This window comes from Roseomonas sp. OT10, assembly GCF_020991085.1.
Classification (GTDB): domain Bacteria; phylum Pseudomonadota; class Alphaproteobacteria; order Acetobacterales; family Acetobacteraceae; genus Roseomonas; species Roseomonas cutis.
Genome location: NZ_CP087719.1, coordinates 4,915,427 through 4,927,108, shown reverse-complemented (window position 1 = coordinate 4,927,108; position 11,682 = coordinate 4,915,427). Strand labels below are relative to the sequence as shown.

Annotated in this window: 7 protein-coding genes; 1 reads left to right on the top strand and 6 read right to left on the bottom strand. The window is 72.6% G+C overall.

Annotated features, from left to right (window positions below; genetic code table 11):
* Nucleotides 1–94: 94 nt before the first annotated feature.
* Nucleotides 95–1,255, bottom strand: coding sequence for a glycosyltransferase (locus LPC08_RS22430; protein ID WP_230450446.1), 1,161 nt, complete (start codon nt 1,253–1,255; stop codon nt 95–97).
* A 101-nt stretch (nt 1,256–1,356) separates the two neighbouring features.
* Nucleotides 1,357–3,474 carry a catalase gene (gene katE / locus LPC08_RS22425; RefSeq protein ID WP_230450445.1) on the bottom strand — a complete coding sequence of 706 codons (2,118 nt, stop codon included), beginning with the start codon at nt 3,472–3,474 and terminating at the stop codon, nt 1,357–1,359.
* Between the two features lie 209 nt (nt 3,475–3,683).
* Between katE and LPC08_RS22420 the strand changes: the two genes are divergently transcribed.
* Nucleotides 3,684–5,357, top strand: coding sequence for a M3 family oligoendopeptidase (locus LPC08_RS22420; RefSeq protein WP_230450444.1), 1,674 nt, complete (start codon nt 3,684–3,686; stop codon nt 5,355–5,357).
* A 509-nt stretch (nt 5,358–5,866) separates the two neighbouring features.
* On the opposite strand, the gene LPC08_RS22415 is transcribed toward LPC08_RS22420, so the two are convergent.
* From LPC08_RS22415 to cysT, 4 genes are all read right to left on the bottom strand, one after another.
* The gene (locus LPC08_RS22415; RefSeq protein WP_230450443.1) at nt 5,867–8,551 is read right to left on the bottom strand and encodes a bifunctional diguanylate cyclase/phosphodiesterase; all 2,685 of its coding nucleotides are present in this window, start codon (nt 8,549–8,551) and stop codon (nt 5,867–5,869) included.
* Between the two features lie 160 nt (nt 8,552–8,711).
* Nucleotides 8,712–9,797: a sulfate/molybdate ABC transporter ATP-binding protein gene (locus tag LPC08_RS22410; RefSeq protein ID WP_230450442.1), complete on the bottom strand. Its 1,086-nt coding sequence runs from the start codon at nt 9,795–9,797 to the stop codon at nt 8,712–8,714.
* Nucleotides 9,798–9,905: 108 nt separating this feature from the next.
* Nucleotides 9,906–10,808 carry a sulfate ABC transporter permease subunit CysW gene (gene cysW, locus LPC08_RS22405; protein WP_230450441.1) on the bottom strand — a complete coding sequence of 301 codons (903 nt, stop codon included), beginning with the start codon at nt 10,806–10,808 and terminating at the stop codon, nt 9,906–9,908.
* Nucleotides 10,805–11,656: a sulfate ABC transporter permease subunit CysT gene (gene cysT / locus LPC08_RS22400; protein WP_230450440.1), complete on the bottom strand. Its 852-nt coding sequence runs from the start codon at nt 11,654–11,656 to the stop codon at nt 10,805–10,807. Before cysT ends, cysW begins: the two co-directional genes overlap by 4 nt.
* Nucleotides 11,657–11,682: the final 26 nt, after the last annotated feature.

Below are 11,682 nucleotides of genomic sequence, written 5' to 3'. Positions count from 1 at the left end.
CCTCGCGGCCTGGCAGCCAGGGGCGATGCTGCACGGTGCACCGCAGCAACGTTCTTAGCCCGTTCATGGCGAGGCGGGGGAGGCTTGCCCCCCGTCACTTTTCTGGCAACAGCCCGGCGAGGCGGCGCACGCTGTGCGGCCAGGTCCAGCGCGCGAGGACCTCCCGGCGGGGGTCGAGCGTGCCGGCGCGCTCCAGCAGCGACAGGATGCCCTGTCCGAACCCAGCGGCGGAGGCCGTCATGCCCGTCGCGGGCGTGATGAACTGCAGGCCGCAGCACAGTCGCTCGTTCGCCAGGACCGGCAGGCCGGCGAGCATGTACTCCGTCAGGATCGCGGGCGCGCCGTCGGCCTCCCCGCAGACGACGCCGATGCGGGCACGGTTCATCAGGGCGTTGACCTCGGCGAAGGAAACGCCGGGCGGGCCGATGATGTCCAGGTTGAGCCCGAGCGCGGCCGCGCGCTGCCGCAGCGCCTCGCCCATCTCGCCATAGCCGCAGACGCAGAGCGCGCGGATCCCGCGCGGCAGGCCCGCCAGCGCGTCGAACAGGATGTCGTGGCGCTTGTAGGGCTGCGCGGCGGCGACGTAGATCAGGTCGTAGTCCTTCGGCACCGCCAGCGGATGGAAGGTCTCGGGCGAGGCGAACTCCGGCCCGATCGGCATCACCGCCGTGCGCGTGCCGGGATGGAGCGCCTCGACCTCCGCGGACTGCCACGGCGCGCCGGTCAGGATCAGGTCGAACCGCGCGCTGATCTCCCGCGGCACGCGCAGGGCCGGCGCATCGATGGAGTTGTAGATCCTCACGCTCGGCGCGCAGGCATCGAGGATGGCCCCGTCCACCCCCAGCCCGAGGACCAGCAGAATCCGGGGCGGGCCGAAGGCGGTAAGATAGCCGAGCATGTCGGCGGAGGCGAAGGGCGCCGCCTCCGCATCCAGGGCGAAGGCCCGGCGGCGCAGCAGCGGCCCGTCCCGGCGGGCGGGCGCGGCCCCATCCGCGCGCCAGTGATGCCAGATCTCGGCCCGGTCCACGAGGCCCGCCTTGATGCAGGCCAGCGGCAGCCGCTCCAGGTAGCCCCCGGTGACGGCGAGCGCGGCGCGGGCCTCGTCCAACGCCTCCCCGGACAGGGGCGGCTCGTCCGCCGCCTCGGCCTGCCAGCGCCGCCGGGCCGCCTCCATCCCGGCGGGAGGCCCGTGGCGCGGCGGCCAGCCCTCCACGAGGTCACCGATCACGACGATGGAGCGCGAGGCGGGCGGCATGCGCGCCTCATCTGGCCTTGCGGATCGCCGCCGACAGGGCGGCGCCGCAGAAATTCACGGCCGCGCCCCCGCGGCGCTGCGGGGACGCGGCCGTGACGGGATCAGGCGGCCTGGACCTTCGCCTCCCGCTCCCAGAAGCGCAGCTTGCGGCAGGCCGCGACGAAGGCCTTGGCATGCTCCGGCTTGTCCAGCGGCAGGAACCCCGCATCGGGCTCCGTCAGCCCCGCCTTTTCCAGCAGCGGCTTCGCCGCCTTGGCGTGGCCGATGAACTTCGCGTGGGCGTAGGCGTCGTTGAGGAAGTCCTTCGCCGTCGCCTCGCGCGCCAGCAACGCCGCCCCGTCGGCCGAGGGCAGGACCGCGACGGCGTCGTAGAGCACGGACGGGCCGCCATTCACCTTCTGCTGCGCCGGGTGGTGCTGGCCCTTGCTGTCCTTGACGCCGCCGACCTTGGGGGCAACCAGCTCCAGCATCGCCCCTTCCGCCGCCAGCGCGTCCCGGAGCGCCGCCAGCACGGCGGCATCCACGCCGTCGGTGACGAGCGCGCCGACCTTGCGGCCCCGGAAGTCCTTCGGGCCATTGGCGAGGATGCTGAGCGCCGGGGACGGCGCGAGGTCCGTCACGACGGGCCGCGCCGGATCGGCCGGCTTCGGCATCGCCTCCAGCCCCAGCCCCTCCGCGACCTGCTTCGCCAGCGCCGCATCCACCTGCAGCAGGTGGGAGACGACCCGCGCGCGGATCGCCGGCGTCTCCACCTTGCTCAGCTCGAAGACGAAGGCGTTGCGGATGTGCGTCTGCTCCACGGGCGTCTGGCTGAGGTAGAACTGCCGCGCCTGGCTGTAGTGGTCGGCGAAGAGCTCCGCCCGGACGCGCCGCTTCTCCCCCGCCACCTCGGCCGGGAAGGTGCGGTAGCCCTTCGGGCTCTCACGCGGGCCGCCCGCCGCGCCGCCCCAGGAATTCGGCTCGTAGTTGGCCCGGCCCTTGGGGTTGTGCATCGCCATGTGCCCGTCCTGCTGGAAATGGGCGAAGGGGCATTTCGGCGCGTTGACGGGGATATGGGTGAAGTTCGGGCCGCCGAGGCGCTTCAGCTGTGTGTCCAGGTAGGAGAAGTTGCGCCCCTGCAGCAGCGGGTCGTTGGTGAAGTCGATGCCCGGCACGATGTTCTGGGTGCAGAAGGCGACCTGCTCCGTCTCGGCGAAGAAGTTGTCCACCACCCGGTCCAGCACGAGCCGCCCGACGATGCGGACCGGCACGTCCTCCTCCGGGATCAGCTTGGTGGCGTCCAGGATGTCGAAGGGAAAACGGTCAGCGAAGGCGTCGTCGAAGATCTGCAGGCCAAGCTCCCACTCCGGGAAGTCGCCGTCGCCGATCGCGGTCCAGAGGTCGCGGCGGTGGAAGTCGGGGTCGGCGCCGTTGATCTTCACCGCCTCGTTCCACGCCACCGATTGCAGGCCCAGCTTCGGCTTCCAGTGGAACTTGACGTAGGACGACCGCCCCTCCGCATTGACCAGCCGGAAGGTATGGACGCCGAATCCCTCCATGAAGCGGAAGGAGCGCGGGAGCGTCCGGTCGGACATGATCCACAGCGCCATGTTCAGCGATTCCGGCGTCAGGGAGATGAAGTCCCAGAAATTGTCGTGCGCCGTCTGGGCCTGCGGGAAGCCGCGGTCCGGCTCCTGCTTCGCGGCATGGATCAGGTCGGGGAACTTGATCGCGTCCTGGATGAAGAAGACGGGGATGTTGTTGCCGACGAGGTCCCAGTTGCCCTCCTTCGTGTAGAGCTTCACCGCGAAGCCGCGCACGTCGCGGGCCAGGTCCGCCGAGCCCTTGTTGCCCGCCACGGTGGAGAAGCGCACGAAGGCCGGCGTCCTCTCGCCCACGCGCTGGAAGAGATCGGCGCTGGTCAGGTCGGACAGGCTCTCGGTCAGCTCGAAGTAGCCATGCGCGCCGAAGCCCCGGGCATGCACCACCCGCTCCGGGATGCGTTCGTGGTCGAAATGGAAGATCTTCTCGCGGAAGTGAAAATCCTCGAGCAGGGTCGGGCCGCGTGGCCCGGCCTTCAGCGAGTTCTGGTCGTCGCTGACCGGGACGCCCTGCTGCGTCGTCAGCACCGGCACCTCGCCGCCCGCGACCTGATGCGTCTCCCCACCCTCGCCGCGCAGCACCGTCTGATCGGCGATGCTGGCCTCGGTGTAGCCCCCCCGCTCCGTCTTGCTGGCCATGTCGCCTCTCCTTCGTTTCCGATTCGGCACCGTGGCCGGCACCGGAAGGCGACAGCCGGGACCACAACGCGGGCCGGTGTAGTCCGTTACCGGCCGGTTGCACTTTCCCGCGGAGCGTGGCACCGGACACGGGTGCGCTCCCCGGGGGCTGGGGCGCGGCGCGCAACTGGGGCAGGCTGGGCCGGACCGGCTGCCCGGAGGACGACCCCATGGCCCTGCGCTTCGACGAGATCACTGCCCCCACCCCGACGCGGGAGAGCCTGGCGGCCGAGACGGCGGCGCTGAACGCGCGGCTGGATGCCGGGGACCGGGCGGGGATGGCCGCGGAATGGGACCGGCTGCGGCGGGAGTTCGACAGCTGGGCCGCCCTCACCTACCTGCGCTTCTCGCAGGACACGGCGGATGCGGCGGCCAAGGCGGCCCGGGAATACGCCGACGCCCTCTCCCCCGTCGCCACCGACCATTCCACCGCGCTCAAGCGCCGCATCCTGGCCGACCCGGACCGCGTAGCCTGGGAGGCGATCCTGGGCCCCTATGTGCTGGAACTCTGGGAGATGGACGTCACCACCTTCGACCCGGCCATCGCCGGCGACCTGGAGGAGGAGTCGAAGCTCACCGCCCGCTACACGGAGCTGCTGGCCTCGGCACGGGTGACGGTGCGGGGCAAGGCGGTGAACCTCGCCGGCCTCGCCCCCTTCGCCGAGGATCCGGACCGCGCCGTGCGGCATGAGGCGGAACAGGCGCGCTGGGGCTTCTTCGCCGAGCACGGCGCGGAGCTGGATTCGATCTATGACGGACTCGTCCGGCTGCGCCACGGCATGGCGCGCAAGCTGGGCTACGACAGCTACACCCCGCTGGCCTACCGCAACATGCGCCGCACCGATTACGGGCCGGAGGAGGTCGCGCGCTACCGCGACGCGGTGGCGGAGCATGTCGTGCCGCTGGTCGGCCGCATCCTGGAGGCGCGGCGGCGGGAGAACGGCTGGGACAAGCTGATGTTCTGGGACGAGGACCTGGTGGACCCCGCCGGCAACCCGAAGCCGATCGGCGGGCACGACGTGCTGGTGGCCCAGGCGCAGGCCATGTTCGACCGCATGGAGCCGCGCATGGGCAGCTTCTACCGCATGATGCGGGAGGGCGGGTTCCTCGACCTGAAGAACCGGCCGACCAAGGCGGGGGGCGGGTTCTGCACCAGCTTCCCCAGCGTCGGCGTGCCCTTCATCTTCGCCAACTTCAACGGCACCCACAACGACATCGGCGTCTTCACGCACGAGATGGGCCACGCCTTCCAGAACTGGGAAAGCCGCGACCTGCCGGGCATCGACACGCTCTGGCCGACCATGGAAGCGGCGGAGATCCACTCGATGGGGCTGGAGTTCCTCACCCATCCGCAGATGGGGCTGATGGTGGGCGAGGCGGAGGCCGACCGCTTCCGCCGCCTGCACCTGATCAACAGCCTCGCCTTCCTGCCCTACGGCGTCTGCGTCGACCACTTCCAGCACGAGGTCTACGCCAACCCCGAGGCGACGCCCGAGGAGCGCCACGCGATGTGGCGGGACCTGGAGGCGCGCTACATGCCCTGGACCGACTACGGCGACCTCGCCTGGCCGGCCAAGGGCGGGCGCTGGCAGGCGAAGCGGCACATCTACAACTCGCCCTTCTACTACATCGACTACACGCTCGCCCTGTGCTGCGCCATGCAGTTCTGGGTGAAGTCGCGGCGCGACTACCCGGGCACGCTGGCGGACTACGTGGCGCTGTGCGGCCGCGGCGGCTCCGCCCCCTTCCAGGCGCTGGCGGAATCGGCCGGGCTGGTCTCGCCCTTCAAGCCCGGCGCGCTGGGCGAGGTGGTGCGCGAGGCGGCGGCGGTGCTGGGGGTCTGACCGGCCAGGGAGGGCGGCTTCCCCCCTCCCCTGCATGGCTCGCCCCCAAGGCACAGCACCACCCGTTCAGCGAAGCAGGCCGGCCCGTGTCACAGGCGCGGCGGGATGCGCGGAGTCCACGGTGGCGTGGTGCCCGTGGCCCGGGGGCAAGGCCCTGCCTCGCCCCCGATACCCCCACTCCGCCAGGACCCTGCGGGCCCTGGACCCGATCAGCGCTGCCGCGGGACAGCCTGATACGGGGTCACGGCGCCGAGGAGCATGGCTCCTCGGCGGGTACGGCCGCAGCATTCGCTGACGCCCTCTGAAAGCTTTTTTCAGAGTCCCACCTGTCCACATTCCGTCAGGGCTGAGCCCGGAGGCTGACGCCCACCGGAAGCACCAGACTCCCAGCGGGGTCCGGGGCCCGCTTGTGGCCCCGGCAGGGGAGGGTCTGGGAGGGGACGGCGTCCCCTCCCGGTCCCCCGCCGGACCACCACAGCCCGACCGGTCAGGTCATCCCGCCGGCCGGATCAGCCTGCGCCGGCCAGTTGGCTCAGCCCTGCCAGCAGGGCGTGCGCCCGTGCGGCGGGCAGGGGCGGGCTGAACAGGTAGCCCTGGCCTTCGTCACAGCGTTCGGCCAGCAGCATCAGGCGTTGTTCCTCGGTCTCCACCCCTTCCGCCAGGGTGACCATGCCCAGGCTGGCACTGAGGGCGATCACGGCGCGCACGATGGCGGCGCAGTCGCTCCGCTGCTCCATGTCGCGCACGAAGGACTGGTCGATCTTCACCTTGTCGAAGGGGAACTTCCGCAGGTAGCTCAATGAGGAATAGCCGGTGCCGAAATCGTCCAGCGCGATCCCCACCCCCAGGGCGCGGATCTGGTGCAGGGCGTTCAGCGTCTCCTCCGTCTCCTCCAGCACCACGGTCTCGGTCACCTCCAGCTCCAGCCGGCCGGGATGCAGGCCGGAGCGTTCCAGGGCCGAGCGGACGTGCCCGACCACGGCGTTGCCCCGGCTGAACTGGGCCGGGGAAAGGTTCACCGCCACCTTCACCTCGCGCGGCCAGGCGGCCGCCTCGATGCAGGCCCGTTCCAAGGCCCAGGCGCCCAGGGCGACGACCAGCCCGCTCTCCTCGGCGAAGGGGATGAACTCGGCGGGCGAGACCAGCCCCCGCTGCGGGTGGCGCCAGCGCAGCAGCGCCTCGAAGCCGGTGATCTCGCCGCTGCGCAGCCGCAGCACCGGCTGGTAGAACAGCTCGAACTCCTGCTGGCTCAGGGCGCGGCGGAGATCGGCCTCCAGCTGCCGGCGGGTCTGGATCGCCGCCTCCATCTGCGGCTCGAAGAAGCGGATGCGGCTGCGGCCTTCGCTCTTGGCCCGGAACAGCGCCAGGTCCGCCTTGCGCAGCAGCGTGTCCTCGTCCCCGTCCTGGCCCGGCGCCAGCGTCGCCACGCCCAGGCTGACGCTCATCGCGACCGGCCGTCCGTCGAACTCGAAGGGCAGGCTCAGCTCCGCCAGCAGCCGCTCGGCCAGGGCCGCCACCTCGTCGATCCGGCTGACCGCGGCCTGCAGCACCGCGAACTCGTCGCCGCCGAGCCGGGCGACCGTATCCGTCTCCCGCACGCACCGCCGCAGCCGCTCCGTCACCGCGCGCAGCAGCGCGTCGCCGAGCGGATGGCCCAGCGTGTCGTTGACCTCCTTGAAGTGGTCGAGGTCGAGGCAGAGCAGCGCGCAGCCCTCCCCCCGGGCCGCGCGCGCCACCGCCTCGCGCAGGCGCTCGCCGAACATGATGCGGTTGGGCAGGCCGGTCAGCTGGTCGTGGTAGGCCAGGTGCGCGATCCGCTCCTCCGCCTGCTGCCGCTCCGTCACGTCGTCCAGGTTCGCCATCCAGCCGCCATCGGCCATGGGCCAGAGCGCGAGGGACAGGATCCGGCCGTCGTCCACCTCCCATGTGTCGGAGGCCGGCTCGCGGCGCGTCATGGCCAGGCCGAGCCAGCGCGTGAGGCGGCGCCGGTCCGCGGCGGCGATGGCGCCGCCGGCCACCGCCTGCACCCCCAGCGCCCGCAGCGGCCGCCCGATCACCGCCTCCTCGGATGGCAGGCGCAGCATCGTGGCAAGGTGCCGGTTCAGCACCTGCACCCGGCCGGCGGCATCCACCATGCACAGGCCCTGCCGCATGGTGGCGAGCGTGTGCCCGAAGCGCATGTCCTGCAGCTGCAGCGCGCGCTCCGTCGCCGCCTCGGCCGCCATGGCCTGGGCCAGCCGCCGCCCGCTGCGGAGCTGCCGCACCCCCAGCAGGACGATGCCCGCCAGCCCCAGCTCGCCCAGCAGGGCCCCGCCGCCCAGGATCAGCCGCTGCTGCCGCCAGCCCCGCAGCAGCTCGTCCTCGTTGCGGCTGGCCGCGAGGAGCAGCGGCTGGAGCCTCAGGCCGCGCATGGCCACGAGGCGGTTCTGCTGGTCGATGGGACTCTGCAGCCAGGTGATCCGCGCCTCGTCGGAGGGGGGGATACGCGACAGCCCGGGCAGGTGGCTGACGTCGCGGCTGTTGGAGGAACTGAGGGGGGGATGGCGGGCCAGGAGGGTACCGTCGCGCCGGAGCAGGACGATGGCCTCGCCGGGGCTGGTGGCCACCCTGCCGTAGAAGCTCTCGAAGTGGCGGAGCTGGATCGCGCCCATGACGAAGCCAGCGAAGTCCCCGTCCGGGTCCGCGATCCGGCGGGCGAGGTAGATCGTCCAGAATCCCGAGCTTCGGCTCAAAACCGGATCGCTTACATGCGTCTCCGGCCCGCCCTTCTGGCGCATCGCCGCGAAGTACTCCCGGTCGGCGAAGGTGACGTCGGGCACCGGGTGGCGGTTGGACGAGGCCACCGGCCGGCCCTCCTGGTCGAAGATGGCCAGCGCGCCCACCTGCGGCAGGCCGGAGATCCGCTCCTGCAGGGTCCGGCGCAGCTCCGGGGAATTGCGGGCCTCCCGCAGGGCACCGGGCGCCGCCAGCCCCGTCTTGCGCAGCAGTTCGACCAAGCCGGCCTGGACCAGATCGAGCGACTGGAAGACCTGGTCCGTCTGCTCGGCCAGGGCGACGGACAGGCGGTCGAGGTCCTGCCCGGCGGTCGCGACCGTGCGCGTGCGCAGGTCCAGGATCACCCAGGCGGTGCCGAGCGCCACCAGCAAGGCCAAGGCGATCCCGCTGCCGACCAGCCACCGGATGGGCTGGCGCAAGACGACGCCCTCGGTGGCTGGTGGGTCCGTCATCATTCCTGCAGCTGCCCCCGTGCCATCCGGGCCAGGGATACTATCCTCGGTTGTGTCGCGTTCAACAGTTCTGCCACCACGCCGCCCATATCTCCACCCTCCTGTGAGCAAGGGGGAGAGGAAGCGCTCACCTTGGCGTCATACGATCTGCCACCGGGAACACGGAGGCCGCAAGCAGTCTGAGGCTGCAGGCGTCGCCCGATGCCGGGTCGCGCCAGGCCGGTTCCGGCAGGGCATCCAGGACCGGGCCCTGCGCCCCGGCCTCCACCTGCAGCCGGATGCCGCGCGCATCGGGCCGCGCCGCGCGCACCCTCCAGCCCCCGGCCGCCGCGGGAGCGGCCAGCAGATCGCCCGGCCGCACGAAGGCGATGCCGGGCCCATCCGGCAGCGTCGTGGCCAGGGGCGCCAGCGGCAGGGCGCCGAAATGCGCCTGGCCACCGCGCAGGGTGCAGTCCAGCCGGTTGGCCTCGCCCAGGAAACCCGCGACGAAGGCATCGGCCGGGCGGCGCAGCAGCATGGCGGGGGTGTCGACCTGGGCCACCCGCCCGTCGCGCAGCACGGCGACCCGATCGGCGATCTCCATCGCCTCGTCCTGGTCGTGGGTGACCAGGACGCTGGTGATGCCCAGCCGGTCGTGCAGCCCGCGCAGCCACTGGCGCAGGTCCTTGCGCACCTGCGCGTCCAGGGCGCTGAAGGGCTCGTCGAGCAGCAGCAGGGCGGGCTCGATGGCCAGCGCCCGGGCCAGCGCCACCCGCTGCCGCTGCCCGCCGGAGATCTGGTCGGGGTAGCGGCGCTCCAGCTGCGGGATCGCCACCAACTCCAGCAGGCGGCGGACGCGCGCGGCGATCGCCGCGGCAGCGGGACGGGTGGCGCGCGGCCGCACGCGCAGCCCGAAGGCCACGTTCTCGAAGACCGTCATGTGCCGGAACAGCGCGTAGTTCTGCGGCACGAAACCAATGCCGCGCTCGCGCGCCGGCAGGGTGGCGACGTCCGTCCCGCCGATCCGCACCGCCCCGGAATCCGGGAAGTCCAGCCCCGCCAGGATGCGCAGCAGCGTGGTCTTGCCCGAGCCGGAGGGGCCCAGCAGCGCGGCGAACTCGCCGGGGCGGACGGACAGGTCCACCCTGTCGAGCGCCAACGCCTCGCCGAAGCGGCGGCTGACGCCCGTCACCTCCACCCCGCCCTGCGCCTCCGCCGCGGACCGGCCGCCCATGCTACCGTCCAAGGGACTCGCCTCCGCCGAAGGTCGGCCAGCCCTCGCGCCGGCCGGAAGCCGCAGGCGCCGGGGCGGGCACGCCGTCTCCCCGGGCCGCGCGCGCCCTCAATGCGCCATCTCCGCCCGGCGCCCGGAGACACGTTCCAGCACCGCCTTCGCCACCAGGGTGAAAAGCGCCAGCAGGGCGAGCAGCGCCGCCACCGCGAAGGCGCCGGCGAACTGGTACTCGTTGTACAGGATCTCGACGTGCAGCGGCAGCGTGTTGGTCTCCCCGCGGATGTGGCCGGAGACGACGGCGACCGCGCCGAACTCGCCCATGGCGCGGGCGTTGCACAGCAGGATGCCCGAGAGCAGCGCCCATTTCACGTCGGGCAGGGTGACGCGCAGGAAGGTCTGCCAGCCCGTGGCGCCCAGCGTCGCCGCCGTCTCCTCCGCCTCGCGCCCCTGGTCCTGCATCAGCGGGATCACCGTGCGGGCGACGAAGGGGAAGGTGACGAAGACGGTGGCCAGCACGAGGCCGGGCAGGGCGAAGATGACCTGGATGTCGTGCGCCTGCAGCCAGGGGCCGAGCCAGCCATGCGCGCCGAACAGCAGCACGTAGACCAGGCCGGAGATCACCGGCGAGACGGAGAAGGGCAGCTCGATCAGCGTCACCAGCAGCCGCTTGCCGGGAAAGTCGAACTTGGCGACGCACCAGGAGGCGGCGAGCCCGCCCAGCGTGTTGACCGGCACGGCGATGGCCGCGACCAGCAGCGTCAGCCGCATGGCGGAGAGCGTGTCCGGCTCGCTCAGCACCGCCCAGGCGGCCGGGACGCCGCGGCGCAGCGCTTCGGTGAAGACGGCGGCCAGCGGCAGCACCAGGAAGACCGCCAGCACCAGCAGCGCCAGCCCGACCAGCAGGCGCCGCGCCCAGGGCGGGTCCTCCGTGGCGGCCGGGGGGCGGCCCGCCGGCCGGGCCTTCGCGAGGCGCGGCCCCTGCGGGGCGGCATCCGGGCGGGCGGCCGTCATGCGGCCCGCCGCAGCAGCCGCTGCGCCAGGTTCAGCGCCAGCAGCACGCCGAAGGAGATCGCCAGCATCGCCAGCCCCACCGCCGCCGCGCCCGCATAGTCGAAGGCCTCCAGGCGGGAGACGATGATCAGCGGCGCGATCTCGCTGACCATCGGCACGTTGCCGGCGATGAAGATGACGCTGCCGTACTCGCCCACGCTGCGCGCCAGCGACAGGCCGAAGCCGGTCAGCGCGGCCGGCGCCAGGGCGGGCAGCACGACGCGCCACACCGTCTGCGCCCGCGTCGCCCCCAGCGTGGCCGCCGCCTCCTCCGCCTCCGGCGGCAGGTCGCGCAGCACCGGCTCGACCGTGCGCACCACGAAGGGCAGGCCGACGAAGACCATGGCGACGAGCACGCCCAGCGGCGTGTAGGCGACCTTGATCCCCAGCCAGGAGAGCGGCGCGCCGAGCCAGCCGTTGGAGGCGAAGAGCGCGGTCAGCGCCAGCCCGGCGACGGCGGTGGGCAGCGCGAAGGGCAGGTCCACCGCCGCATCCGCCAGCCGCCGCCCGGGAAAGCGCACCCGCACCAGCACCCAGGCCAGCAGCAGCCCGATGGGCACGTTCACCGCCGCCGCCAGCAGCGCGGCGAGGAAGGAGAGGCGCAGCGCGGCCAGCACCCGCGGCTCGGTGACGGAGCTCCAGACCCCGGCCGCGCCCAGCTCCCAGGGGCGCAGCACCAGGGCCGAGAGCGGCACCAGCACGATCAGCACCAGCCAGGCCAGGGTGATGCCGAGCGACAGGCCGAAGCCCGGCAGCACCGCCCGCCGACGCGGCCAGGGGCGGCCCGGCGTGGCGGCGGGGCGGTTCAAGGAGAGCGTGGCCGCGCCGGACGGGG